Raw genomic sequence first — 23769 nt, forward strand, 5'->3', positions numbered from 1 at the left:
AATACCGTATATTCGGTCGCCATGCAGATCTCACCCGACAGCCTGTTCGCCGCCCTGGCCCACCCGCTGCGTCTGCGCGCCCTGTTGCTGCTGCAGCGGGAAGGCGAGTTGTGCGTGTGCGAACTGACCCATGCCCTGCACGTCTCCCAGCCCATGATCTCCCGCCACCTGGCCCAGCTGCGCCAGGCCGGTGTGGTCAGCGACCGGCGTCAGGGCCAGTGGATCTACTACCGGCTGCATGAGGCGCTGCCCGACTGGGCGGCAAAGGTCGTGGCGCAGACGGCGCTGGGCGTGGGCAATCAGTCTCCCTTCAGTGAGGATCACGCCGCGCTGGCCGCCATGCCCGATCGGCCCGGCAGTGCCTGCTGCGCCTGAATGAGTCGTTTCTGTGCGCCTCAGCGTCTTTGTACCCATAGGGCATAAACGTCCTCTGCGTTGCAGTCACGCTGCTCAGGTGATGAACCCGTAACGAGGTATACCCGCTCATGAACCTGCTCTTTCTCTGCACCGGCAATTCCTGCCGTTCCCAGATGGCCGAGGGCTGGGCCAGGCGGCTCGCCCCGGCGGGTTGGCACATCGACTCGGCCGGCATCGAGTCCCATGGCCAGAATCCGCGCGCCATCGCCGTGATGGCCGAGGCGGGCGTGGATATCTCGGACCAGGCATCCACCCGCGTGACCGACGCCATGCTGGCGGCGGCCGATCTGGTGATCACGGTGTGCGGCCATGCCGACGAGCACTGCCCGGCACTGCCGCCCGGCACCCGCCGGGAACACTGGCCGCTGCAGGACCCGGCGCAGGCCTCCGGCAGCGAGGACGAGATCCTGGCCGTGTTCCGCGCCGCGCGGGACGATATCCGTGACCGGGTGAGTGCACTGCTGCAGCGGCTGCAGCAGGAGCAGGCACAGCAGCAGCAATGACCCGCCTGTGTGAATGGCCACGGAAAACACGGAAAGCACGGAAATATACAATTCAGAACGTAGCGCGTAGGTCGGGTTAGCGCAGCGTAACCCGACGGCCCGCGGCATGTTGGGTTACGGCGCTGTGCGCCTAACCCAACCTACGTTATGCCGGACATCAGCAGTTCAGAACGCAGGTCGGATCAACGCAGCGTAACCCGATATCTTCACAGGAGCGAACATGAGTAGCCAGTGCGAGACCACCGCCAGACGCGCCGCCGGCGCCGACATGGGTTTTTTCGAACGCTACCTGACCCTGTGGGTGTTCCTGTGCATCCTGGCCGGGATCGGGCTGGGGCATTTCTTTCACGGGACCTTCCAGAACATCGGCGGCATGGAAGTCGCGCAGGTCAACCTGCCGGTGGCGGTGCTGATCTGGTTGATGGTCATCCCCATGCTGCTCAAGATCGACCTGCGTGCATTGAAGGGTGTGCGCCGGCATGCACGCGGCGTGGGTGTGACCCTGTTCGTGAACTGGGCGGTCAAACCCTTCTCCATGGCGCTGCTGGGCTGGCTGTTCATCGGCTGGCTGTTCCGGCCCTGGCTGCCGGCGGAGCAGATCGAGTCCTACATCGCTGGCCTGATCATCCTGGCCGCTGCGCCCTGCACGGCCATGGTCTTCGTCTGGAGTCACCTCACCGAGGGCGAGCCGCACTTCACCCTGACCCAGGTGGCCCTCAACGATGTCATCATGATCTTCGCCTTCGCCCCCATCGTGGGCCTGCTGCTGGGGTTGTCGGCCATCAGCGTGCCCTGGGACACCCTGGTGCTGTCGGTGCTGCTCTATATCGTCGTGCCGCTGATCCTTGCCAACCTGTGGCGGCGCTGGCTGCTCAATCACGAACACGGCTATCTGCGCCTGCAGCGGGTGCTGGAGCGGATGCATCCGGTCTCGCTGGCGGCACTGCTGGCCACGCTGGTGCTGCTGTTCGGCTTTCAGGGGGAACAGATCATCAAGCAGCCCCTGATCATCGCGCTGCTGGCCGTGCCCATCCTGATCCAGGTCTTCTTCAACTCGGGGCTGGCCTATCTGCTCAACCGGGCGGTGAAGTCCCCGCATTGCGTGGCCGGCCCCTCGGCGCTGATCGGTGCCAGCAATTTCTTTGAACTGGCCGTGGCCACCGCCATTGTGCTGTTCGGCTTCGAGTCGGGCGCGGCGCTGGCGACCGTGGTGGGCGTGCTGATCGAGGTGCCGGTGATGCTGCTGGCGGTGCGCGTGGTCAATCGCAGCCGCGACTGGTACGAGTCCCGTGCCGGCGTGCCCGCGCACGCGAGCTGCTGCCCGCCCGGTGCGGCGGACCCCGGCGGACATTGATCACCAGTGCCGGGGGCAGGCAGGGCCGGGCTGCACTGCTACACTGAACCTGGAGAGCATCAATCCAGGAGGTATGCCATGTCCGCAGCAGTAAAGATGACCGGCCGCGGCGCCGCCATTCTGTGGATGACCGCCGCCCTGTTCGCAGCCACAGTCTGGCTGCTGCCGGCCGCGCCGGTGCAGGCCATGAACGGGGAAGCGAAGGTGGTCTATCACGCCGATTATTCCGATCCGCGCCGCTTCAGTGCGATGCTGACCAGCATCAACAACATGATCACCACCTACAAGAGCGATCTGCGCGATTATGACGTGCGCATCGTCTTCGTCGCCCACGGCATCCGCTTCCTGACGGAGGACGCGCTGGCCGAGACCCCGTTCGCGGCCGACGCCGCATTGCGCGAGCGGCGCGAGAATCTGCGCGGCCGGCTGCGCAGCCTGGTCGATGTGCATGGCGTGAAGCTGGAACTGTGCGACATCACCCGCTCCGAAATCGAGTTGTCCGAAGACGAGTTGTACCAAGGGGTCGAAATGGTCCGTTCGGGCGTGGTGCGTATCGCTGAACTGCAACAGCAGGGCTTTGCCTATCTCAAAATCGAGTAAGGCGGGATTCAGGAACCCTTCCGGCTATGGAGTGTCCTTTATCCTAAGCAACCTCTGATGAATTCACTTGGTCTCGTCATTGCGAGTGCCCGTAAACAAGCGAGGCAATCTCGTGTAGCAGAATCAAGCGGTCGGAGATTATTCGCTACGCTCACCCCTTCGGGGCCGCCCTGCGGGCGTTCTGCGCTCGCAAGCTCGCTTGTGCCACGGCGCTACGCGCCTCGCAATGACGGATAAATAAGAGGTTTCCAAATCAACAGCAATCATCGAGCGGGGAACTTCATGATACGTATGCTGCTGGGTTTCGTGCTGGGCCTGATGCTGGTGCCGGTCCAGGCACAGGAGACATCGGTCGGGATCGGGCACTGGCAGGTCGAATGGCCCGACACCCGGCCGCGGGATCCTGCGCTGGCCGCCGACGGCCGGGTCTGGTTCGTTGGGCAGACCGGCGACTATGCGGCCGTGTTCGATCCGGAGACGGAAACCTTCAGGCGTTACGATCTGCCCGAGGGCGCCGGTCCGCACACCGTCTATATCACCCGTGACCAGGAGATCTGGTACGCCGGCAACCGGGATGCCCATCTGGGTCGGATCGATCCGCAGACCGGCGCCATCGAACGGATCGACATGCCCCAGGGGCAACTCAAGGATCCGCATACCCTGTACGAGGACTCCAAGGGCCGGCTCTGGTTCACCGCCCAGTGGGCCAACCAGATCGGGCGTTACGATCGTGACAGCGGCGAGATCCGGTATGTCGATGTCCCGACGCCGAAGGCACGTCCCTACGGCATCCTCATCGACGCCCAGGATACCGTCTGGGTCGCGTTGTTCGGGACGCATAAGCTGGCGCGGATCACACCCGACATGCAACTGACCGAAATCGAACTGCCGCGGTCTGAGGCCCGGCCGCGCCGTCTGGCCGTCAACGCCTGCGGCATCTGGTACGTCGATTATGCCGAGGGCTACCTGGGGCGCTACCAGCCGTTGACCGGCGGCTTCAGGGAGTGGCGCCACAGTCCGGCGGCGCAGGCCGGCCCCTATGCCATGGCCGCCGACGCGGCCGGCCGCATCTGGTTCGTCGAGACCCATCCCGATCCCAACCGCCTGGTGGGGTTCGATCCGGACAGCGAGCGTTTCTTCGGCGTCAGCCCCATCCCCGGCGGCGCCGGTGCAGTGCGCCACATGGTGTATGACCCGTCACACCACGCCCTCTGGTTCGGCACCGACACCAATCGCCTGATGCGGGCCGACCTGCCGCCGATGCAGGCGCCCGCGGTCCCGGCCCAGGCCGCCGGCTGCAACTGATGGAGGACAGGATGAATCTCATACTCACAGATCGCATGCGCTGGCTCAGAGTGCTGCTGCTGGGCTGGCTGCTGACGGCGGCCGGGTTGAGCGTTGCGGCTGATGCCGACCGGCGTCTGGAGACCGTGGCCGAGGGACTGGGCATTCCCTGGGGCATGGCGTTTCTGGATGCCGGCACCCTGCTGTTCACCGAACGCGCGGGCCGGGTCGGGCGGCTGAATCTCGCAACCGGCGCGGTCAGCTACCTGGACGGTGTACCCGGGGTGTATGCCGAAGGGCAGGGCGGCCTGCTGGACATCGCTCCGGCGCCGGATCATGCCGAGACCGGCTGGATCTATTTCACCTACGCCAAACCGGTGGACGGCCAGGGGGCGACCACCCTGGCGCGGGCGCGGCTCAGCGGCGACCGGCTGGTGGACTGGCAGGAACTCATTGTCACGCAATCCCGCAGTGATACCACGCGCCATTTCGGCAGCCGCATCGCCTTCGACGGCAGGGGACATCTGTTCTTCGGCATCGGCGACCGCGGCGTGCGCCCCAATGGCCAGGACCTGTCCACTCACGCCGGCAGCGTGCTGCGCCTGAAGCTCGATGGCAGCGTGCCGCAGGACAACCCCTTCGTCGGCCGCGAGGACGTGCTGCCCGAGATCTGGAGCTACGGCCATCGCAATCCGCAGGGCCTGGTCTACGACAGCGGGCACGACCGCCTGTGGCTGATTGAGCACGGCCCGCGCGGCGGCGACGAGATCAATCTGGTCACGCCCGGTGCCAACTATGGCTGGCCGGTGGTGTCGCACGGCCAGGAATACTGGGGGCCGGTCGATGTCGGCGAGGCGACATCGAAGCCGGGCATGACGGATCCGGTCAAGGTCTACATCCCCTCCATCGCCCCGGGCAGCCTGCTGCTGTATTCCGGCCAGGCCTTTCCCGACTGGCAGGGCGACCTGTTCTCCGGTGCCCTGAAGCTGCGCCATCTCAACCGCGTCACCCTCGATGCCGACGGCAACCCCACCGGCGAGCAGCGCCTGCTGCAGGATCTGGATGCACGCATCCGGGCCCTGGCTGAAAGTCCTGAAGGCTGGCTGTATCTGTCCACCGACAGCGGTCGGATCTACCGCCTGCGACCCTGAGCGCGAATCTTCAGAAAGGCCGCCCGCCGGCCGTTATGACTGTTGAACGGCTTCCGGCCGGGGATTCGCAGGGAGGTTGCTGTCGTGGATGGCATTGATTACACGCCGTTGTTCCGGGCGCTCAATGAGGACGATCTCAGGAAGATCGACCCCTACATCGGTACCATTGAACTGGACGCCGGTGATGTCCTGTTCGCCGAAGGCGACCAGAGCGACTTCGCCGCCTTTGTCACTGATGGACAGCTGGAAGCCGTCAAAAAGGACTTCAACAACAACGAAAAGATCGTGTCCCGTTTCAGCGCCGGTACGGCCATCGGTGAAATGGCCCTGCTCGACGGTCTGCCGCGCTCCGCCACCATCCGGGCAGAATCGGCCGCCTCCGTGACGGTGCTGGACCGCCAGGGCCTGGATGCCATCATCGCGGCCGAGCCCCATGTCGGGGTGAAGATCCTGCGCCATCTGGCCAGGACCGTCAGCTACAACCTGCGTCGCACCTCGAATCAGCTTTCCGACCTGTAACCGCCGTCCCTGCACCGGCCATCCGGCCAGTTCTGTCCATTTCTGCGAACAGCGAGTCCCCTGTCCCGGCTGCATGGAATCAGTGGGGGCGGGATGTTCAAGCCCAGCCGTGGTTGTGCCGTGTCCATGAATTGGAGTAATGGCGGCACAGTTCATGTAAGCAAATGCTGACTTGTGAATGGGGGGCCGCGTGCTATAAGTATGGGTGGATCTTCAGATGGCGGCTGTCCGCCGCAACCGATGGAAAACAATAAATATCTGAGGTTGAGCCCATGCAGACCAAGACACTGGTTCCATCCCTTCTGGCCGTGGCGCTGGCCGCCGGCTGTCAGAGCAATCCCTCCAAGGAAGACTGGGGCGCGACCCTGGGCGCGATCGGCGGCGCCGTGCTGGGCGCGGCCGTGGCCGGCGACAACAAGTGGCTGGGCGCGGCCATCGGGGGTGCGGCGGGCTATTATGCCGGCCGGGCCATCGGCCGGCACCTGGACGAACAGGACCGCAAGGCCCTGGCCGCCTCCACGGTGGAAGCCCTGGAGCAGGAAAACGCCGGCGTGGCCAGCTGGAACAGCGACCGCAGCGGTGCCTCGGCCGAGATCAAGACCGGCGAGATCAGTTACCAGAGCGAGCCGAAGCAGATCAAACGCCTGAGCACGGTTGAAGCCGTGCCCAGCATCAAGCTGGAAAACCGCCAGTATGAAACCACGTCCGCGCTGCGGGTGCGGGCCGGTCCGGGGACCCGCTACGGCATCATCACCACGCTGGATACCGGTGATGTGGTCACCTCGGCGGGACGCACCGACAACGGCTGGCTGATGCTGGCCAAGCAGGGCGTGACCATGGGCTATGTCCACGGGGACTATGTGCAGCCCTACAATCCGGTGGAGGCCGCTCAGGCCAGGGGGATCGACCTGGACAGCGAACAGGTGGAGACCCTGCCCAAGCAGGAGGGCTTCGCCGGCATCGACCTGGATGCGGTGGAGACCTCCAGCTCCACCGTCACCGCCCAGCGCGGCTGCCGCGAGGTCGAGATCAGCGTCAATACCGACCAGGGTACGGAGCAGGAAACCACCCAGGCCTGCCAGAAGCCCGACGGCGTCTGGGAACTGGGCTGAGGAGGCGGCATGAAGTATCAACGGCGGGTTCTGGCAGCCGCATTTGCCAGTTGCATGATAGCGCCGGCGCATGCCGACAAGGTGTTCGCCCACAGCAAATCGCTGGACATGTCCTTTACTGCGCTGGGCGAGCCCTGGTGCCGGGAGGACGTCCGGATGCAGGTCAGTGGCGGTGACGCCGGCAGGTTCGCGACCGAGGAATATCTGGATATTCTGCAGAAGCTGGGGCATGTGCTGGTGCGCGAGTGTGCCGAGGCGCAGACCATGAGCATCGAGGGCCGGGCCGGGGACCAGTCCGTCTGGACCGGCCGGGCCGAACGCGGCAACGGCTGGATCGCCCAGCAGATACCGGTGTCGCCGCCGGCCGCGGCGGTCCCCGGATCCGAGCCGCCCGCCAAGCCGCCCTCCGAACCGCCCGCTGCGGCGACTGCACCCACCCCCGATGCCACGGCAGCAACGCAATCCGCGCCCGCGCCTGCGCCAGCGCCCACATCCGCACCCGCACCCGCACCCGCTCCAGCACCGGCGTCCACACCCGCCGCCGCAGCTGAGGCAGTGACCGAACCGGCACCGGCCGCGCCGCCGGCGCTGGAGATCGGCGGCTGGAAGCCCGGCGGCCTGCTCCGCGTCAGCGGCGAGGCCGGTGAGGCGCGGGAGATCACGAGCCGTACCGACGGCTGCCGCATCCGCGCCTTCTTCGATCTCCAGGCCCGGTTCGGGCCGAGCTTCGAAATGACGCGGGAGTATGACTGCATCAACGGCTATGTCCACTCCAGGGTGAAGAACCGGCCGACTCAGGCCCGCTTCTACTACGAGGGGCAGAATCAGCCCTTCGCTACGCTGAACGGCTACTGGGTCGACGGCTTCAATCTCGACCGCGGCCTGCCGCGCCAGGTGGTGGCGCGCAACAGGACCACCACCACGGACCGCTGGAACCGCAGCTTCACCTCGGACAAGCTGCTGGTCTGGCTGGGGCAGGATCCGGAACTCCGGGCGCATTATTTCGCCACCTATGTGAACGGCAACAACCAGGTCTGGCGCCTGGAGAACACCCCGCTCATCGTCCTCACCGATAATGACGCGCTCAAGGCCGATCCCGCCGCCACGACACTGGCGCAGTCGATCACGGCGATATACCGGGATTTCTTCGGCTACAGCAACACCAACCAGTTCAGTCAGGTCAGCTTCGTCGTCACCGACAGCTTCTCCCTGACGCCGACCGCCGACTATCAGAAGAATCTCAACGCCCAGAATCCCGATACCGCCTTCCACAAGGCCGGCCGTGCCCTGCGCCAGCGCGGCACGCCCTGGATGGTGCAGGTCGATGCCGACTTCGCGGCCAAGCGCGCCGCCTTTGCCGAGGCCGAGCGCAGACGTGCAGAGATGGAGCGCCAGCGCCTGGCCCAGCTGCGGGCGCAGCACCAGTCCAGCCTGGACAGGCAGTATCAGGAACTGGCCAACGCCTCACCCTACGACCGGGTGCGGTTCTATGCCACGCTGCAACTGGCGAAGGAGCAGCTGGCACGGCATCGCATCGACTTCACCAGCACCCGCGCCTACCACGGCAGCGCCCTGGGCGGGGCGCTGGTACTTGCCCATCCGGCCCAGTATCTGAATCAGGTGGACGCCGGTCGGGTGCGCCTGCCCGGACCGCTGCATCTGCTGGTCGAGGCCGACGATGGCGAGATCGAGGCGCCCTATGCCATGCAGGTGAGCCACAACGCCAGCGGCGTTGAACTGGATGGCTGGATGCTGATCCGCATGGAGCCGGAATTCGGATTCGAGTTCGACGCCAAGGGCCGACCGGTATTCGAGATCGCCGTGGATCAGGCCGTGGCCTGCATGACAGACAAGTGTCTGGAGGAAATGGAGGTCGAGGACATGATGAAGGCCTGGTACGAGGACGACGACATGGAATTCAACCTGGCCGCCAATCCCTGAGGACACAGCCATGAGCGCACTCAATAACAGGAATCTGATCTATGGTGGCGCCGCCGGGCTGGCCATCGTGCTGGCCGGCGGCTATTTCTATGCCTCGGCCAAGGGGGTGGAGGCCTTCGAGGATTTCCTCTACGACAAGAACCTTACCGATGCCATCCGCTATGACGACGCCTCCTACTCACCGCTGTCAGACAGTATTGCGCTGAAAGGTGTGGATCTGAATATCGTCGTGATGGAATTCGGCGATCAGCAGCAGCGGATCACCGGCCGGCTGGACAGGGTGAAAATCGCCGGCGCCCGTGATGAAAACCGCAAGCTCATCAGCTTCAGCGGCTACGAACTCGTCACCGATCCCGACCCCACCCGGATTCAGGAGAATATGCTCTACCAGATGCTGGCCGAACCGCTCAAGCTGGCGCGCACCCTGGGTATCAAGGAGACCCGGCTCGACGGCGCAGTGGGGTATGCCTACGAGCGTGATGACGAGAAACTCACTCTGACGGTGGAACTGGATGCGGAAAATCTGGCCCGTAATGCAATCGAGCTCAGGCTGCAGCGAACCCGACCGCTGTTCGAGATCGATCCCGAAAAACAGATCCAGGCCGCCATCTTCGCGCCCCAGCAGCTGCTGGCCGAGTTCGGCCGTATCGAACTGGTCGGCGCCCGTGCCGGGCTTGAGGACTACGGTGCCTTCGAACGCATGGCACGGCTGTCCGCCCTGGGGTCATACAACTATGCCACGGCCCTGAACGAGGAAGAGGTGCCGTTCGAAGCCATGAAGGCGGGGATGCATGTCGGCGTCAATCCGCAGATGAAACAGCAGGTGACAGAGGGCGACCTGGACGAAGACAGTATCAAGGCCCTGCAGGGCTTCATCGAAAAGGGCGGCAATCTCGAGATCGAGGTCGAGACCAAACGCCCCGTGCGCCTGGCGGATCTGATCAAGAACGATAAGCTGCATCGCGACATCAGCATCGAGATCGACGACTGAGGTCCCGGTGTCCGGCATCCCGGCCGGCCCCGATCAATCCAGGTTTTCCGACTCCGGCCGCCGCGCCAGCGAGGCCAGCTTCAGGTGCAGCGCCGCCTTGGCCAGCAGGTGGGCGCTGACCGGCGCGGTGATGAACAGGAACAGGGTGATCAGGATCTCGTGGTAACTGGCGCTCTCGCCTTGGCTGAAGTAGACCGCCGAGGCGATCAGCACGCAGCCCACGCCCAGGGTGGTGGCCTTGGTCGGGCCGTGCAGGCGGCTGTAGAAATCGCGCAGCCGGGCCAGGCCCAGCGAGCCGATGAAGGTGAAGGCGCCGCCGGCGATGATCAGGAAGGCAAGCAGGTATTCCAGCATGATGTTCACTCGATGATGTCCCCGCGCAGCAGGTACTTGCACAGCGCGACCGTTCCCACGAAGCCCATCAGGGCGATCAGCAGCGCCGCCTCGAAGTAGATATTGCTGTCGATCTGGATGCCGAACAGCACCAGCAGGGCGATGGTGTTCACGTACAGGGTATCCAGGGCCAGGATGCGGTCCGGCGCGTCCGGGCCGCGCAGCAGCCGCCACAGGCTCAGCGCCACGGCCAGTCCGACCAGGCTGAAGGCGATGGTGAGCGCGGTGTCGATCATGTCTCGAAGACCTCCTTCAGCGGTGCCTCGTAGCGCGACTTGATGGTCGCCACCAGGGCCTCGGTATCGGTCGCATGCAGGGCATGCACCAGCAGCCGGTCGCGCTCGGGCGAGAGTTCGGCCGAGACCGTGCCCGGGGTGAGCGAGATGGTGTTGGCCAGCAGGCTGATGGCCAGGTCCGAACGGACATCCAGCGGCACTTCCAGGAAGGCCGGCTGCAGGCGGCGGGGACGGCTGACGATGAGCTGCGCCACGGCCAGGTTGGCGATGAGGATGTCATACAGCACCACGGCGATGAAGCGCAGCAGGGTCAGCGGCCGGCGGATGCGGGTCTGCTCCGGCCAGAAGCGCAGGGTGAAGATGGGGATGGCCCAGCCCAGCAGCAGGCCCAGCACGGCGTGCCCGGCACTGAATTCGTTCGCCAGCAGCATCCAGACCAGGGCCAGGATGGGAGTGAGCAGGGGATGCGGCAGCAGACGCTGGATCATGGCGCGACCTCCCGACCCAGTACGGCGTCGATATAGATCTGCGGGTGATGCAGCTGCTGGGCCGTGCGCAGGGTGTATTCGTGCACAGGCCCGGCCCAGAGGACCAGTCCCAGGCACAGCAGCAGCAGGGCGGCGGCAGGCGCCAGTTCCGGCAGCAGACGCTCGCCGCCCGCCGGCGGATTGACCACGCGCGCGCGGTAGAACAGCACACTGCCGCTGCGGGCCAGGGCGATGAGCGCCAGCAGGCTGGTCACCAGTACCACCGCCATTATCCAGGCCAGGTCCGGATGCGGCAGGGCCGCGCGCAGGATGAGGAACTTGGCCACAAAGCCCGACAGCGGCGGCAGGCCGGCGATCAGCACGGCGGTGATGAAGAAGAGCCCGCCCAGCAGGCGTGGATGACTCAGGGTGCCGTCCGGGGCGAAGCGGTCGGCCAGTTTGCCGCGGCGGCGGGCGATGCTGTCGGCGAGCAGGAACAGGGCGGCGGCGGCGAAGGTGGTGTGTGGCAGGTAGTAGAGACCGGCGGCCAGCCCACTGGCCGTGCCCAGGCCGGCGGCGATGAGCAGGGTGCCGACCGAGGCGATGACCAGGTAGGCGGCCTGCTGGCGCAGGCCGGTGCTGGCCACCACCCCGGCCATGCCGATGGCCAGCGTGAGCAGCGCCAGCGGCAGCAGCCAGTCGCCCAGCAGATGGGCGCTGTCACCGGCCTGCGCGCCGAAGATCAGGGTGTCCAGGCGCACGATGCTGTAGACCCCGACCTTGGTCATGACGGCGAACAGGGCCGCCACCGGCGCGCTGGTGCCGGCATAGGCGGCGGGCAGCCACAGGTACAGCGGCACCAGCGCGGCCTTCAGGGCAAACACCCCGAACAGCAGCAGCCCGGCGGCCTGCACCAGGCCCAACTCGGCGGGGCCGACCTGGGCCATGCGCCGGGCCAGATCGGCCATGTTGAGGGTGCCGAGCACGCCGTAGAGGGTGCCGACCGCGAACAGGAACAGGGTGGAGCCGGCCAGGTTGATGACCACGAAGTGCAGCCCGGCGCGGGTGCGCTCCGGTCCGCCGCCGTGCAGCAGCAGACCGTAGGAGGCCAGCAGCAGGATCTCGAAGAAGACGAACAGGTTGAACAGGTCGCCGGTGAGGAAGGCCCCGTTCAGGCCGAACAGCTGCAGCTGGAACAGCACATGGAAATGCCGGCCTTCCAGATCGGTGCCGCGGCTGGCATAGAGCAGGGCCAGCAGGCCCAGCAGGGCAGTGATCAGCAGCATGCCGGCGGCCAGCCGGTCGGCCACCAGCACGATGCCATAGGGGGCCGGCCAGTCGCCCAGGGCATAGGTGAAAATGCCGCCGTCACCGGCCTGCCCGAGCAGCAGCAGGGCCAGCCACACCTGCGCCAGCACGGCCAGCAGACTCAGCACCCGGCGCCAGCCGATGGGCAGCGGCCGCAGCAGCAGCAGCGCGATACCGGCCAGCAGCGGCAGCAGGACGGGCGCGATGACCAGATGCTGCATCATGTCGGCCGGTTCCCGTCGACCCGGTCGTCGCCCAGTTCGGCGCGGGCCTTGAGTGCGAGCATGATGACGAAGGCGGTCATGGCGAAGCTGATGACGATGGCGGTCAGTACCAGCGCCTGCGGCAGCGGGTCGGTGTAGCCGGCCGCCGCTGCGTCAATGACGGCCGGCCGGCCGATGGTCAGCCGGCCCATGGCGAACAGGAACAGGTTCACGGCATAGGACAGCAGGGTGATGCCCAGCACCACGGGGAAGCTGCGCCGGCGCAGGCTGAGATACACCCCGCAGGCGGTGAGCACACCGATGATGACGGCAACGAGGGCTTCCATCAGCGATAGTCTCCGGCGGTCGGGCGCGGCGTATGGCTGGCGCTGTGCATCAGGCCGAGGTGGATGAGGATCAGCAGGGTTGCGCCCACGACCACCATGTACACCCCGAGATCGAAGGCGATGGCCGAGGCGATCTCGAACTCCCCGACCACCGGCCAGTGTACATGGCTGTAGGCCGAGGTCAGGAAGGGATAACCGTAGACCAGGCTCACCAGGCCGGTGGCGGTGGCCACCAGCAGGCCCAGCCCGACCAGCGGGTGCATATTTGCCGGCAGCCGCGACTGGGTCCACTCCACGCCGTTGGCCAGGTACTGCATGATGATGGCCACGGCGGTGATCAGGCCGGCGATGAAGCCGCCGCCGGGCAGATTGTGTCCGCGCAGGAAGATGAAGGCCGAAACCAGCAGCGCCAGCGGCAGCAGCAGCCGCGTCAGCGAGGCCATCACCGCCGGGTGCATGTCCCAGTTCCAGGGTCGGCCGCGGCTGTCATAGGCCGGGCCGGGCAGGACCAGGTGTTCCAGCATGGCGTAGATCCCGAGCGCGGCGATGCCCAGTACCGTGATCTCGCCCAGGGTGTCGAAGCCGCGGAAATCCACCAGGATCACATTGACCACGTTGTGGCCGCCGCCGCCCGGCACGCTGTTGGCGAGAAAGTAATCCGAAATGCTCTCCAGCGGCCGGGTCAGCACCGCCCAGGCCAGCAGCCCGGTGCCGGTGCCGGCGGCCACGGCCAGCAGGCCATCACGTGCGCGCCGCGGGACGGAGGAGTCCGCCGGCGCTTCCTGCGGCAGGAAGTAAAGCGCCAGCAGCAGCAGCACGATGGTGACCACCTCCACCGACAGCTGGGTCAGCGCCAGGTCGGGGCCGGAGAACTTGATGAAGATGAGCGAGACCACCAGGCCGACCGCGCCGATCAGCACCAGTGCCACCAGACGCTGGCGGTGCAGGATCACGGTGGCCAGCGCCGCCGCGACCAGGCCGGCGGCGGCCAGCAGGCTGATGCCGTCGATCGGCAGCAGGGCGCGGCTGCCGGTCAGCGGCCCGCCGCCGCCCAGCCAGCCGGCCAGTCCCAGCAGGGCGGCGAAGGCCACGAACAGGGCGACCATGCGCGGCAGCGAGCGGCTGTCCAGGGCCCGGGTCAGCCCGGTCGCGGCGGCGAACAGGCCGGTCATCAGGGCGTCGAATACGGATTTCGCCTGGCAGTGGGGTTCGCAGCGGTCGTGCAGCCGGAACAACGGATAGCGCGTGGCATAGACCAGACCGCCGCCGACCAGCGCGACCACGCTCATCAGCAGCGCCGGACTCAGGCCGTGCCAGATGGCCAGATCGAAGTGCGGCGGCGCGGTCTGCAGCACGCCGCCGGCGGCCAGGGTGAGAATCGGCTCCACGGTCAGCCCCGGCAGGATACCCACCAGCAGGCACAGCGCGACCAGCATCTCCACCGGCACCTTCATCCAGCGCGGCGGCTCGTGCGGCATCTTCGGCAGGTCGATTGGCTCGCCGTTGAAGAAGACGTCGTGGATGAAGCGGAAGGAGTAGGCCACGGCGAACACGCCGGCCAGGGTGACCAGGGCCGGCAGCAGCCAGCCCAGCTGTAGATAGGTGCTGGCGCTGACCGCCTCGGCGAAGAACATCTCCTTGGACAGGAAGCCGTTGAGCAGCGGCACCCCGGCCATGGAGGCGGCCGCGACCATCGCCAGCAGCGCGGTGTGCGGCATGTACTTCCACAGGCCGTTGAGCCGGCGCATGTCGCGGCTGCCGGTCTCGTGGTCGATGATGCCGGCGGCCATGAACAGCGAGGCCTTGAAGATGGCGTGATTGATGATGTGGAACACGCCGGCCACCGCCGCCAGCGGGGTGCCGATGCCGAACAGCAGGGTGATCAGGCCCAGGTGGCTGATGGTGGAGTAGGCCAGCAGGCCCTTCAGATCGTGCTTGAACAGGGCGAAGACGGCGCCCACCAGCAGGGTGGCCAGGCCGGCGCCGCCGACCAGCCAGGCCCACTCCGGCGTGCCCGACAGGGCCGGGAACAGGCGCGCCAGCAGGAACACGCCGGCCTTGACCATGGTGGCCGAGTGCAGATAGGCCGAGACCGGCGTCGGCGCGGCCATGGCGTTGGGCAGCCAGAAATGAAACGGGAACTGGGCCGACTTGGTGAAGGCGCCGAGCAGCACCAGCACCAGCATCGGCACATACAGCGGATGGGCGCGGATCTCCGGGCCCGAGTCCAGGATCACCGACAACTCGTAGCTGCCCGCGATCTGGCCCAGCAGGATGAAGCCGCCCAGCATGGCCAGTCCGCCCGCGCCGGTGATGGCCAGGGCCATGCGCGCGCCCTGGCGCGCCTCCGGCCGGTCCTGCCAGTAGCTGATCAGCAGAAACGAGGTCAGGCTGGTCAGTTCCCAGAACACCAGCAGCTGGATGATGTTCTCCGACAGCACGATGCCCAGCATCGCGCCCATGAACAGCAGCAGATAGCTGAAGAAGCGCCCCATGCAGTCGCGCGGCGACAGGTAGTAGCGGGCGTAGAGGACGATCAGCAGGCCGATGCCGAGGATGAGCAGGGTGAACAGCAGGCCCAGCCCGTCGAGGCGGAAGCCGAGATCGAGCCCCGCGGTGGGAATCCAGGCCGTGCGGCTGACCAGGGTCTCGCCGGCGAACACCGCCTGCATCGGCCGCCACAGATGGCCCAGCGCGAACAGTACCGTAACCCCCGCTACCCAGGCCGCGTGCAACCGCCCGAAGCGCGAGGCCCAGCCGGCCAGGCCCGCGCCGACGAAGACGGTCAGGATGAGGGTGAAGAGGTTGTCGGCCATAAATCAGGTTCTAGGTTCTGCGTACCAGGTCCAAGGTAGGTCGGGTCAGCCGCAGCGTAACCCGACACAGGGCCGGATGGCGTCGGGTTATGCCCTTCGGGCTGACCCGACCTACGGTACTATACCTCGGCCCTGGAACCTAGCATCTGGAACCTGTATTCAGATATCCCGCAGCAGTTCGTTGAGGCCCACCTTGCCGCGGGTCTTCTCGTCGACCTTCTTCACGATGACGGCGCAGTACAGGCTGTAGCTGCCGTCCTTCGAGGGCAGGTTGCCGGATACCACCACCGAGCCGGCGGGTACCCGGCCGTAGAGGACCTCGCCGGTGTCGCGGTCGTAGATCTTGGTGCTCTGGCCGATGTAGACGCCCATCGAGATGACCGAACCTTCCTCGACGATCACGCCCTCGACGATCTCGGAGCGGGCGCCGATGAAGCAGTTGTCCTCGATGATGGTGGGGGCGGCCTGGATCGGCTCCAGCACGCCGCCGATGCCGACACCGCCGGACAGATGCACGTTCTTCCCGATCTGGGCACAGGAGCCCACGGTGGCCCAGGTGTCGACCATGGTGCCGGAGTCGACATAGGCGCCGATGTTGACGTAGGAGGGCATCAGCACCACGCCGGGGGCGATGTAGCTGCCGCGCCGGGCGGTGGCCGGCGGTACCACGCGCACGCCGTCGTCGCGGAAGGCGCGCGAGTTGTAATCGGCATATTTGGACGGCACCTTGTCGTAGTAGTTGGTGAAGCCGCCCTTGATGAAGGCGTTGTCTTCGATGCGGAAGGACAACAGCACGGCCTTCTTCAGCCAGTCATGCACCACCCAGTTGCCGTCGATCTTCTCCGCCACCCGGGCCTGGCCCGAGTCCAGCATGCCCATCGCCTCCAGCACCGCCTCCTTGACCAGGGTTTCGACATTGCGCGGGTTGATGTCGGCGCGGCGCTCGAAGGCCTCCTCGATGATGCTCTGGATTTCGCTCATGGGTCTGTGTCCTTTAGGGGTTGATGCGTTCGATGAATGACCGGATGCGGTGGGCGGCCTCGATGCAGTCCTCCAGCGGCGCGACCAGGGCCATGCGTACATGGTCGGCACCGGGGTTGCCGCTGTCGGTGTCGCGGGAAAGAAAACTGCCGGGCAGCACCGTGACCTGTTCCTCGGCGAACAGGCCGCGGGCGAAGTCGGTGTCCGCGATCGGGGTGCGCGGCCACAGGTAGAAGCCGGCCTGCGGCGGGGCGACGTCGAGTACCGGCTGCAGGATGTCGGTGACGGCCGCGAACTTCTGCCGGTACAGTTCGCGATTGTCGCGCACGTGCGCCTCGTCCTGCCAGGCCAGGCGGCTGGCGGCCTGGGTGGCCGGCGGCATGGCGCAACCGTGATAGGTGCGATAGCGGAAGAAGGCCTGCAGCACCTCGGCGTCACCGGCGACGAAGCCCGAACGCAGCCCCGGCAGGTTGGAGCGCTTGGACAGGCTGTGGAATACCACGCAGCGGCGATAGTCGGTGCGGCCCATGGCGGCGGCGGCCTGCAGCAGGCCGGGCGGTGGCGCGGCCTCGTCGGGATAGATCTCGGAATAGCACTCGTCGGCGGCGAGGATGAAGTCATGCCGGTCGGCCAGATGGATCAGCCGCTGCAGTGCGGGGATGTCCAGCACCGTGCCGGTGGGGTTGCCGGGCGAGCACAGGTACAGCAGCTGACAGTCGTCCCAGACGCTTTCCGGCACCCGGTCGAAGTCGGGCAGGTAACCCGATTCGGGGGTGGTGTTGAGCAAAACCGGCTCGGCGCCGGCCAGCAGGGCCGCGCCCTCGTAGATCTGGTAGAAGGGATTGGGCATGAGCACCCGCGGCCGGGCCGCATTGCGGTCGACCACGGCCTGGGCGAAGGCGAACAGGGCCTCGCGGGTGCCGTTGACCGGCAGCACCATGGTCTGCGGATCCAGGCTGGCGGCCGGCAGCTGAAAACGGCGGCTCAGCCAGTCGGCGACGGCACGACGCAGTTCGGGCTGGCCGCGAGTGACCGGATACTGCGACAGGCCATGCAGGTGACTGATCAGGGCCTCGGCGACAAAATGCGGGGCAGCATGCTTGGGCTCGCCGATGGACAGATCGATATGGGCCCTGTCCACCGGCGGCGAGGCGTCTGCCTTGAGCCGGGCCAGGCGTTCGAAGGGGTAGGGCTGCAGCCGTTCCAGATCCGGGTTCATGTCCTGATTGAGCCTGATACCTGACGCCGGTCGGCGTGTTATGGTGTGCCGGCCGCACGCCGGCAGCGCCCGCGCGGTTTCCGACAAAACAGCTGAACATTATACGCAATCCACCATCCTGTGACACACCGCAACTTGACTCTGCTGCCCATCCTCAGCCTGCTGCTGGCCGCCTGCATGTGGGGTACCGTCTGGTACCCCCTGCGGCTGCTGGAAGGCGGCGGCCTGCACGGCCTGTGGAGCATTCTGATCGCCTACAGCACCGCCATGCTGCTCGGACTGGTGCTGCTGTGGCGTCACGGGGGCGAACTGCGCCGCGATCCGCAGGCCCTGCTGGTGATGGCGCTGGCCAACGGCTGGTGCAATGTGGCCTTCGTACTGGCGGTGATCGAGGGCCCGGTGATGCGGGTGCTGCTGCTGTTCTATCTCTCGCCGCTGTGGTCGGTGATCCTGGCGCGGCTGATCCTGGGCGAGCGACTCAGCCGCGAGGCCAGGCTGGTGTTCGCCATGGCGCTGACCGGCGCCGTTATCATGCTCTGGAACCCGGCCCTCGGCCTGCCCTGGCCGCAGGGAACCGGCGACTGGCTGGCGGTCTCGGCCGGGTTCGGCTTTGCGCTCAGCAACGTGATGATCCGACGCATGCAGGCGCTGAGCGTCTGGAGCAAGACCGCCGTGAGCTGGGTCGGTGTGCTTGTCGTGGCACTGACCATGCTGGTCGTGGCCGGGCAGACTGAAGTGCCGACGGTGGCCGGCGGCGTCTGGCTGGGTGCGGTCGGACTGGGCATCTTCGGCATCGTGGTGATGACCCTGACCGTGCAGTACGGCGTCAGCCACCTGCCCATTCACCGCTCGGCGGTCATCCTGCTGTTCGAGCTGGTGGCCGGGGCCGTGTCCGCCTACCTGCTGGCGCACGAACTGGTCAAGCCGCAGGAATGGGTCGGCGGGGCGCTGATCGTGGCCGCGGCCTATGTCTCCGCACATGCCGCGCGGCGGCAGGGGGAGGTGGATTGAATGGAGGATTGCGGTTTTGGTAGGTCGGGTTAGCGCAGCGTAACCCGACATGGTCCGCGGGTTGTGTCGGGTTACGCCCTCCGGGCTAACCCGACCTACGAAGATCTGGAGATACCGCATGACGACAACCCGATTGCACCACGTCAGTGTCATCGTCGCCGATACGGCGCGGGCGCTGGAATTCTACCGCGACCTGCTGGGTCTGCCGGTCAACCCCGACCGGCCCGATCTGGGTTATCCGGGCGCCTGGCTGGATGTGGGCGCGGCCCAGATCCACCTGCTGGAACTGCCCAATCCCGACCCGGTCGCGGACCGGCCCGCGCATGGCGGGCGCGATCGGCATCTGGCGTTGTCGGTGGCGGACTTCGAGGGCGTGCTGGCGCGGCTGGAGGCGGCCGGCGTGGCGGTCGGTCGCAGCCGCTCGGGTCGGGCGGCGGCCTTCTGCCGCGATCCCGATGGCAACGCCGTGGAACTGATCGCTCAGCCCGGGCAGTCGTCGGGATTCGGTTCCTCGCCGTAGTCGATGGTGATTTCCTCCCGCGGCCGGATGTCGCGCAGGGCGAACAGGTCGAAACCGTCGAAGGCGGCGTTGGGTTCGGTGCTGTGGTTGAGGTAGCGGAGGAAGTTCTTGCCGTCACGGGCCCGGCGCACGCCGTTTTCATCCGTTACCCACAGCACATGCGGCCCGTTGCGGCTGGCCGCCGGTCCGATGTAGCTGCCCAGGTAGGTGTCTTCGGGAATGAAGGCCTTGGCGAACAGGCCCTTGCCATGGATGGCCGAGTCGGCGACAAAGCAGTGCCGATAAATGAACTTGTTTTTTAACTGCATGGGATTTCTGCGGTTCTCAGGGATGGCGAGCCGCGCCGGAACACGACAGGCACCGCAGGGTGCCTGTCGCCGAGGTCCGGTCGGGCGGGAGGGGGTTACATCACGCTACCGAAGGATTCGTTCTTGGCGTCGGCCGGCACCGGCAGACCGGCGATCCTGCAGGCCTGGCGCACCGGCCCCTTCGGAAACAATTCGTAGAGATGCTTCTTGCCGCCGTTGGCTGCGGTGCGGTCCTCCATGCACTCCAGCGCCTCCCGGGCGTGGAAGTGCGGATTCTTGCGATACAGTTCGCGCAGCCCGTGCAGCAGCGTCATGTGTTCGTCACTCAGGGTGATACCCTCTTCCGTCGCCAGGGTATGGGCACGGGATTCCGACCATTCCTCCAGATCCGCCATGGGGTCGCCGGGATCCGGCATCGCTGGCTTGTCCGGAGTTTCGTACAGCGGGGGCTTGGTCATGTTCGATCTCCCTTCCTTCTGATTGCGTTACCTTGAGTGTAGTGTAAATGAAAGCAGGTTCTAGGTACCAGACGCCGGGTCCTGGTCCGTTTTCTGCTCAAGCTCGTTGATGATGTGCTCACGCAGGGAGTCCAGCACCGCCTGGTCGCGGATCGGCCGGTGGTCGTGGTCAGTGATGTAGAACACGTCCTCGGCACGGGCGCCGAAGGTGGCGATGCGGGCATTGCGGATATTGACGTCGCAGTGGGTGAAGGCGCGCGCCACGGCCGACAGCAGCCCGGGACGGTCGCCGGTGATCAGTTCCATGATGGTGCGCTGGTTGGGCGCGTCCTGCTTGAACTCGATCAGGGTGCGGATATCGAAGTGACGGAACTGGCGCGGTGGCCGCCGGGTCACGCGGGTGGCCTCGCCGTGCGGCTTGCCCAGGCCCTGGATCAGGGCCTGGCGGATCTCGCGGATGCGGGCCGGATCCTCGATCGCCCGGCCGTGATCGTCCAGTACCACGTAGCTGTCCAGGGCATAGTGATCCTCGGAGGTGAGGATGCGCGCGTCCATGACATCCAGCCCCATCTGGTCGAGCATGGCGGTGATACGCTCGAACAGACCGGGGTCGGTCGGCATGTAGACGAAGATCTCGGTGCCGCCGCGTTCGGGGCTCGGGCGCAGTGCGATCAGCGGGGCGTGCGGATCGTCCCGGTCGAGGATGGCGTGGGTCTGCCAGACGATCTCGTCCGGCGAGTGGCGCAGGAAGTATTCCTCGGTGAAGTTGTCCCACAGCGGTTCGAGCTGGTCCTGGTCGAAGCCGTCCTCCAGCAGCCGGTCACGGGCGCGGTGGCGGGTGACGGCGACCAGTTCGGCCTGGTCGAGCGGGTTCTCCAGCCCCCGGCGCAGGGCCTGGCTGGTGACGTTGTAGAGTTCGCTCAGCAGTGCCGCCTTCCAGGAGTTCCACAACTCCTGGTTGGTGCCGCGGATATCGGCGACGGTCAGCAGGTAGAGATAGTTCAGACGCATACGGCTGCCCACGGCCTGGGCAAACTCGTTGATCACGGCCGGGTCGCTGATATCGCGCCGCTGCGCCGTGGTCGACATGAGCAGATGATTCTGCACCAGCCAGGCCACCAGTTCGGAGTCATAGCGGCTCAGGCCATGATGCTGGCAGAAGCGGCGCGCCTCATCGGCGCCGAGCTCGGAGTGATCGCCGCCGCGGCCCTTGGCGATGTCATGAAACAGCGCGGCCAGGATCAGCAGTTCCTGCTTGGGGATCTTCCTGATCAGTTCGCTCGCAAACGGCAGTTCCTGGGCGAATTCGGGCACGGTCAGCCGGCGGATGTTGCGCACCACGAACAGGGTGTGCTCATCCACGGTGAAGGCGTGGAACAGGTCGTACTGCATCTGGCCGACGATCCTGCCGAATACCGGCAGATAGGCCGCGAGAATGCCGTAGCGGTTCATGCGCCGCAGTTCGTGAGTCACGCCGTGCGGCTGGCGGATGATCTCCATGAACAGGGCGCGGCTGCGCAGGTCGTTGCGGAAATCCTCGTCGATCAGGTGCCGGTGGTCCCGGATCAGGCGGATGGTGGAGGCGCGCACACCCTTGAGATTGGGGTGCTGGGCCATGACCAGAAAGATCTCCAGCAGCGCGAAGGGGTAGCGCCTGAATACGTTCGGGTGGGCGACCTCGATGAAGCCCTTGCGCGACTGGAACCGCTTGTTGATGACCACCGGGTCGGCGGAATCGTCGGCATAGAGGATCTGCTCCTTGAACAGCTGCAACAGCATTTCGTTGAGCCGATTGAGCTCGAACACCGTGCGGTAGTAGTCCTTCATGAACAACTCGACCGACAGGTTGGGCGAATCCGCGGCCTGGTAGCCGAGTTGGGCGGCCAGCGTGCGCTGATGGTCGAACAGCAGCCGGTCTTCGCGCCGGCGGGTGAGGCTGTGCAGGGCGAAGCGGATGCGCCAGAGGAAGGACTGGCCCTCGACCAGGGTTTCGTATTCGTGCTCGGTAAGGAAGCCATGCTCGACCAGTCCGTGCAGGGTCAGCACGCCGTAGTGGCGCTTGGCGACCCAGCCGATCATCTGGATGTCGCGCAGTCCGCCGGGGTTTTCCTTGATGTTCGGTTCCAGGTTGTAGGCGGTGTCGTGGTACTTGTGATGGCGGACATCCTGTTCCCTGAGCTTGGCGTCGAAGAAGTCGCGGCCATTCCACATGTGCTCCGGGCCGGTGCGCTCGCGCATCTGCTCGTAGAGGGCATGGGAGCCGGTCAGGTGGCGCGCCTCCAGCAGGTTGGTGGCGATGGTGATGTCGGCGCGGCCGTGTTCCACGCACTCGGCGATGGTGCGCACGCTGTGACCGACCTCCACCCCCATGTCCCAGAGGTCGGCGAGGAATTCGCGGATGGCTTCCGCATGGCCCGGCTCGGCGCCTTCCGCCAGCAGGATGAGGAGGTCGATGTCAGAACCCGGCAGCAGTTCGGCGCGGCCGTAGCCGCCGACCGCGACGAGGGAGATGTCAGTGGCCTGCGGGTCGAAGTACAGCGCCCAGGCCCGGCGCAGCAACTGGTCGATCAGCCAGCAGCGGCCGTAGACCAGTTCCGGCGCGGGCGCGCCCGCCTCGAAGTGATGGCGCAGGGTGGCGTCCCCCTGCTTCAGCGCCTCGCGCAGTACCGCCATCGGCCGTGCGTTGCCGGCCAGCTGCGCATCCAGCGCCCCGGTGTCCAGGATGTCGGGCAGCGCCGGACGGTCGGGGAACTGGATCCGGGGTTCCGGGGTGGCAATCATGGATATTCCGGCATGGTGTCCAGCGATTCGGACGGATGCAGGGTCAGCACCTCGAAGCCGTCCCCGGTCACCAGCACGGTATGTTCCCACTGGGCCGAGAGGCTGTGGTCCTTGGTCACCACGGTCCAGTTGTCGGGCAGCATCTTGGTGTGGCGCTTGCCGGCGTTGACCATGGGTTCGATGGTGAAGATCATCCCCGGCCGCAGTTCCAGCCCGGTGCCCGGACGACCGTAATGCAGCACCTGCGGATCCTCATGGAATTCCCGCCCGATGCCGTGGCCGCAGTACTCGCGCACCACGGAGTAGTTGTTGGACTCGACGAAGGTCTGGATGGCATGGCCGATGTCGCCGAGCTGCACGCCGGGTCTGACCATCTCGATGCCGGTGCGCATGGCGTCGTAGCAGACCCGGATCAGTCGCCCGGCCTGTACGCTGGGTTCACCGACGCAGAACATGCGGCTGGTATCGCCGTGATAACCGTCCTTGATCACGGTGACGTCGATATTGAGGATGTCGCCGTTCTTGAGCTTCTTGTCCCCGGGGATGCCGTGACAGATCTGATGATTGATGGAGGTGCAGATGGACTTGGGAAAACCGCGGTAGTTCAGCGGCGCCGGCACGGCCTGCTGCTCGTTGACGATGAAATCATGGCAGATACGATCCAGCTCGCCCGTGGTTACCCCGGCCTTGACGTGGGGGCGGATCATCTGCAGTACATCCGCGGCCAGGCGGCCGGCAATGCGCATTTTTTCGATTTCCTCGAGGGACTTGATAGTAACGGCCATGTAAGATCCTGAATTTTCTGATTGCGTCGTGTCGAGCGGGTGTCGGGGAAGATTGTTGAGACAG

Annotated in this window: 23 protein-coding genes and 1 pseudogene; 12 read left to right on the top strand and 12 right to left on the bottom strand. The window is 66.1% G+C overall.

Translation table 11 applies throughout. From position 1 onward, the window contains the following. The first annotated feature begins 21 nt into the window (after positions 1–21). The 10 genes from COW1_RS02770 (at position 22) to COW1_RS02815 (ending at position 9872) form a co-directional block, all read left to right on the top strand. Positions 22–375, top strand: coding sequence for a metalloregulator ArsR/SmtB family transcription factor (locus tag COW1_RS02770; protein WP_172844290.1), 354 nt, complete (start codon positions 22–24; stop codon positions 373–375). Positions 376–485: 110 nt separating this feature from the next. Then, positions 486–920 (top strand): arsenate reductase (thioredoxin), encoded by a 435-nt coding sequence (arsC, locus tag COW1_RS02775; protein ID WP_201345359.1) that lies wholly within the window; start codon positions 486–488, stop codon positions 918–920. 268 nt (positions 921–1188) lie between these two features. Further along, positions 1189–2274 (top strand): ACR3 family arsenite efflux transporter, encoded by a 1086-nt coding sequence (arsB, locus tag COW1_RS02780; protein WP_370590896.1) that lies wholly within the window; start codon positions 1189–1191, stop codon positions 2272–2274. Positions 2275–2352: 78 nt separating this feature from the next. Beyond that, positions 2353–2874, top strand: coding sequence for a DsrE family protein (locus COW1_RS02785; protein WP_201345361.1), 522 nt, complete (start codon positions 2353–2355; stop codon positions 2872–2874). A gap of 282 nt (positions 2875–3156) precedes the next feature. Then, positions 3157–4179 carry a lyase gene (locus COW1_RS02790; protein ID WP_201345362.1) on the top strand — a complete coding sequence of 341 codons (1023 nt, stop codon included), beginning with the start codon at positions 3157–3159 and terminating at the stop codon, positions 4177–4179. Positions 4180–4190: 11 nt separating this feature from the next. Beyond that, positions 4191–5309: a PQQ-dependent sugar dehydrogenase gene (locus tag COW1_RS02795; protein ID WP_201345363.1), complete on the top strand. Its 1119-nt coding sequence runs from the start codon at positions 4191–4193 to the stop codon at positions 5307–5309. Positions 5310–5393: 84 nt separating this feature from the next. Beyond that, positions 5394–5828: a Crp/Fnr family transcriptional regulator gene (locus COW1_RS02800; RefSeq protein WP_201345364.1), complete on the top strand. Its 435-nt coding sequence runs from the start codon at positions 5394–5396 to the stop codon at positions 5826–5828. A gap of 272 nt (positions 5829–6100) precedes the next feature. Further along, entirely contained in the window at positions 6101–6940 is an 840-nt protein-coding gene (locus COW1_RS02805; RefSeq protein ID WP_201345365.1) for an SH3 domain-containing protein, read from the top strand. 54 nt (positions 6941–6994) lie between these two features. Continuing rightward, complete coding sequence (locus COW1_RS02810) at positions 6995–8881, top strand: hypothetical protein (RefSeq protein ID WP_201345366.1); 1887 nt, start codon at positions 6995–6997, stop codon at positions 8879–8881. 10 nt (positions 8882–8891) lie between these two features. Beyond that, the gene (locus COW1_RS02815; protein ID WP_201345367.1) at positions 8892–9872 is read left to right on the top strand and encodes a hypothetical protein; all 981 of its coding nucleotides are present in this window, start codon (positions 8892–8894) and stop codon (positions 9870–9872) included. 33 nt (positions 9873–9905) lie between these two features. On the opposite strand, the gene COW1_RS02820 is transcribed toward COW1_RS02815, so the two are convergent. The 8 genes from COW1_RS02820 to dapC form a co-directional block, all read right to left on the bottom strand. Further along, the gene (locus COW1_RS02820) at positions 9906–10226 is read right to left on the bottom strand and encodes a Na+/H+ antiporter subunit G (protein ID WP_096367579.1); all 321 of its coding nucleotides are present in this window, start codon (positions 10224–10226) and stop codon (positions 9906–9908) included. A 5-nt stretch (positions 10227–10231) separates the two neighbouring features. Continuing rightward, a complete protein-coding gene (locus COW1_RS02825) occupies positions 10232–10501 on the bottom strand; it encodes a K+/H+ antiporter subunit F (RefSeq protein WP_201345368.1) in 270 nt (89 codons plus the stop codon). Next, on the bottom strand, positions 10498–10989 hold the full coding sequence (locus tag COW1_RS02830; protein ID WP_201345369.1) for a Na+/H+ antiporter subunit E: 492 nt from the start codon (positions 10987–10989) through the stop codon (positions 10498–10500). The genes COW1_RS02825 and COW1_RS02830 overlap by 4 nt, the downstream gene beginning before the upstream one ends. Next, on the bottom strand, positions 10986–12497 hold the full coding sequence (locus tag COW1_RS02835; RefSeq protein WP_201346026.1) for a monovalent cation/H+ antiporter subunit D: 1512 nt from the start codon (positions 12495–12497) through the stop codon (positions 10986–10988). The genes COW1_RS02830 and COW1_RS02835 overlap by 4 nt, the downstream gene beginning before the upstream one ends. After that, the gene (locus COW1_RS02840) at positions 12497–12826 is read right to left on the bottom strand and encodes a Na+/H+ antiporter subunit C (protein ID WP_096366558.1); all 330 of its coding nucleotides are present in this window, start codon (positions 12824–12826) and stop codon (positions 12497–12499) included. Before COW1_RS02840 ends, COW1_RS02835 begins: the two co-directional genes overlap by 1 nt. Beyond that, a complete protein-coding gene (locus COW1_RS02845; RefSeq protein WP_201345370.1) occupies positions 12826–15642 on the bottom strand; it encodes a monovalent cation/H+ antiporter subunit A in 2817 nt (938 codons plus the stop codon). Before COW1_RS02845 ends, COW1_RS02840 begins: the two co-directional genes overlap by 1 nt. Positions 15643–15801: 159 nt before the next feature. Next, positions 15802–16623, bottom strand: a complete 822-nt coding sequence (gene dapD, locus COW1_RS02850; RefSeq protein ID WP_201345371.1) for a 2,3,4,5-tetrahydropyridine-2,6-dicarboxylate N-succinyltransferase — start codon at positions 16621–16623, stop codon at positions 15802–15804. 13 nt (positions 16624–16636) lie between these two features. After that, a complete protein-coding gene (gene dapC / locus COW1_RS02855) occupies positions 16637–17842 on the bottom strand; it encodes a succinyldiaminopimelate transaminase (RefSeq protein WP_201345372.1) in 1206 nt (401 codons plus the stop codon). A gap of 120 nt (positions 17843–17962) precedes the next feature. Between dapC and COW1_RS02860 the strand changes: the two genes are divergently transcribed. Continuing rightward, the gene (locus COW1_RS02860; protein WP_201345373.1) at positions 17963–18853 is read left to right on the top strand and encodes a DMT family transporter; all 891 of its coding nucleotides are present in this window, start codon (positions 17963–17965) and stop codon (positions 18851–18853) included. Between the two features lie 118 nt (positions 18854–18971). Then, a complete protein-coding gene (locus COW1_RS02865; protein ID WP_096366554.1) occupies positions 18972–19373 on the top strand; it encodes a VOC family protein in 402 nt (133 codons plus the stop codon). Here COW1_RS02865 and COW1_RS02870 read toward each other — a convergent pair. From COW1_RS02870 to map, 4 genes and pseudogenes are all read right to left on the bottom strand, one after another. Continuing rightward, a complete protein-coding gene (locus tag COW1_RS02870) occupies positions 19334–19681 on the bottom strand; it encodes an SET domain-containing protein (RefSeq protein ID WP_096366553.1) in 348 nt (115 codons plus the stop codon). The two genes, COW1_RS02865 and COW1_RS02870, sit on opposite strands and share 40 nt — an antisense overlap. Before the next feature lie 95 nt (positions 19682–19776). After that, positions 19777–20139 (bottom strand): TusE/DsrC/DsvC family sulfur relay protein, encoded by a 363-nt coding sequence (locus COW1_RS02875; RefSeq protein WP_096366552.1) that lies wholly within the window; start codon positions 20137–20139, stop codon positions 19777–19779. 60 nt (positions 20140–20199) lie between these two features. Continuing rightward, entirely contained in the window at positions 20200–22920 is a 2721-nt protein-coding gene (gene glnD / locus COW1_RS02880; RefSeq protein ID WP_201345374.1) for a [protein-PII] uridylyltransferase, read from the bottom strand. Beyond that, a pseudogene (gene map, locus COW1_RS02885) lies at positions 22917–23738 on the bottom strand (type I methionyl aminopeptidase); the annotation flags it as partial. The gene glnD and the pseudogene map, both read right to left, overlap by 4 nt. Between the last annotated feature and the right edge of the window lie 31 nt (positions 23739–23769).

The organism is Thiohalobacter sp. COW1, from assembly GCF_016629505.1.
Lineage (GTDB): Bacteria > Pseudomonadota > Gammaproteobacteria > Thiohalobacterales > Thiohalobacteraceae > Thiohalobacter > Thiohalobacter thiocyanaticus_A.

Bases quoted from the DNA above. Each gene is read 5' to 3' on its own strand.
- dapD (WP_201345371.1), bottom strand. From the start codon at position 16,623: ATGAGCGAAATCCAGAGCATCATCGAGGAGGCCTTCGAGCGCCGCGCC.
- COW1_RS02820 (WP_096367579.1), bottom strand. From the start codon at position 10,226: ATGCTGGAATACCTGCTTGCCTTCCTGATCATCGCCGGCGGCGCCTTC.
- glnD (WP_201345374.1), bottom strand. From the start codon at position 22,920: ATGATTGCCACCCCGGAACCCCGGATCCAGTTCCCCGACCGTCCGGCG.
- COW1_RS02770 (WP_172844290.1), top strand. From the start codon at position 22: ATGCAGATCTCACCCGACAGCCTGTTCGCCGCCCTGGCCCACCCGCTG.
- COW1_RS02835 (WP_201346026.1), bottom strand. From the start codon at position 12,497: ATGCAGCATCTGGTCATCGCGCCCGTCCTGCTGCCGCTGCTGGCCGGT.
- COW1_RS02865 (WP_096366554.1), top strand. From the start codon at position 18,972: ATGACGACAACCCGATTGCACCACGTCAGTGTCATCGTCGCCGATACG.
- COW1_RS02810 (WP_201345366.1), top strand. From the start codon at position 6,995: ATGATAGCGCCGGCGCATGCCGACAAGGTGTTCGCCCACAGCAAATCG.
- COW1_RS02785 (WP_201345361.1), top strand. From the start codon at position 2,353: ATGTCCGCAGCAGTAAAGATGACCGGCCGCGGCGCCGCCATTCTGTGG.
- arsC (WP_201345359.1), top strand. From the start codon at position 486: ATGAACCTGCTCTTTCTCTGCACCGGCAATTCCTGCCGTTCCCAGATG.
- COW1_RS02845 (WP_201345370.1), bottom strand. From the start codon at position 15,642: ATGGCCGACAACCTCTTCACCCTCATCCTGACCGTCTTCGTCGGCGCG.
- COW1_RS02875 (WP_096366552.1), bottom strand. From the start codon at position 20,139: ATGACCAAGCCCCCGCTGTACGAAACTCCGGACAAGCCAGCGATGCCG.
- dapC (WP_201345372.1), bottom strand. From the start codon at position 17,842: ATGAACCCGGATCTGGAACGGCTGCAGCCCTACCCCTTCGAACGCCTG.
- COW1_RS02805 (WP_201345365.1), top strand. From the start codon at position 6,101: ATGCAGACCAAGACACTGGTTCCATCCCTTCTGGCCGTGGCGCTGGCC.
- COW1_RS02830 (WP_201345369.1), bottom strand. From the start codon at position 10,989: ATGATCCAGCGTCTGCTGCCGCATCCCCTGCTCACTCCCATCCTGGCC.
- COW1_RS02825 (WP_201345368.1), bottom strand. From the start codon at position 10,501: ATGATCGACACCGCGCTCACCATCGCCTTCAGCCTGGTCGGACTGGCC.
- COW1_RS02790 (WP_201345362.1), top strand. From the start codon at position 3,157: ATGATACGTATGCTGCTGGGTTTCGTGCTGGGCCTGATGCTGGTGCCG.
- COW1_RS02815 (WP_201345367.1), top strand. From the start codon at position 8,892: ATGAGCGCACTCAATAACAGGAATCTGATCTATGGTGGCGCCGCCGGG.
- COW1_RS02870 (WP_096366553.1), bottom strand. From the start codon at position 19,681: ATGCAGTTAAAAAACAAGTTCATTTATCGGCACTGCTTTGTCGCCGAC.
- COW1_RS02795 (WP_201345363.1), top strand. From the start codon at position 4,191: ATGAATCTCATACTCACAGATCGCATGCGCTGGCTCAGAGTGCTGCTG.
- COW1_RS02840 (WP_096366558.1), bottom strand. From the start codon at position 12,826: ATGGAAGCCCTCGTTGCCGTCATCATCGGTGTGCTCACCGCCTGCGGG.
- arsB (WP_370590896.1), top strand. From the start codon at position 1,189: ATGGGTTTTTTCGAACGCTACCTGACCCTGTGGGTGTTCCTGTGCATC.